Source organism: Tenebrionibacter intestinalis, assembly GCF_016632365.1.
Taxonomy (GTDB): domain Bacteria; phylum Pseudomonadota; class Gammaproteobacteria; order Enterobacterales; family Enterobacteriaceae; genus Tenebrionibacter; species Tenebrionibacter intestinalis.
Genome location: NZ_JAEPBH010000154.1, coordinates 1 through 754 on the forward strand (window position 1 = coordinate 1; position 754 = coordinate 754).

Below are 754 nucleotides of genomic sequence, written 5' to 3' on the forward strand. Positions count from 1 at the left end.
ACTGAGAGTTTAGTCTCCAGGAAACCCGGTACGGTTCAGTTCATTGGCGAGTCGGAATGGATTTTGTATACCGGCTCCGGTTACTTACTCCACCTGGAGGCGTGGTCATTTCCGGTCTTACGCCTCAAACGTCTCGGTCTGTCGAAAGCCTGTCGTCAAAGACAACACCGATTCAGCAGTGCTGTTGCCCTGGATTGAACGTGTGCGTCAGGACGTTCACGATCTCAGTCAACTTCAACTTCTGCGACAGACCAGTACAGATTACCACCGAACAGTACTCATCACTTACTCATAAGCGCCAGCCCTCACCGGCTGGCGCTTTGCTTTATATAAGGAACGAAATAATGTCAGAGCTTACTCTCTCCGAACCCGAAATATTAACCGGCCACACCGTCATGATTTGCTCCACCAGCATTGATCGCATCGTCACCGGACGTAATGCCGCGCTGGCGCAGATTGAAATGATCATGCAACAACTTGTCGATGTTTCGACGCTGACCCGCAGTAGCGGCGGTAAAACGGCGCTGGACTGGGCTATGAAGCAGGATTTCCGTTGGAGCTGCTGGTTGATGGAGAAACCAGAAGCGGCGATGAAAGCTATTACCCGTAATCTCGATCGCAGCATATGGCGAGATCTGATGAAGGAGTCAGGCATGCTTTCGCTCATGGATGCCCAGATTCGTGAGCAGTGGTACAACAGCCTGGAAAAGGACGATTATTAGACGTCAACTAGTTTTGCCGACTGGCGCCAACT

At 51.3% G+C, this 754-nt stretch carries 1 pseudogene; it reads left to right on the forward strand.

Annotated elements, in window-relative coordinates:
• Positions 1 to 344: 344 nt before the first annotated feature.
• Positions 345 to 716 (forward strand): annotated as a pseudogene (locus JJB97_RS18255) (DUF4942 domain-containing protein); the annotation flags it as partial.
• Between the last annotated feature and the right edge of the window lie 38 nt (positions 717 to 754).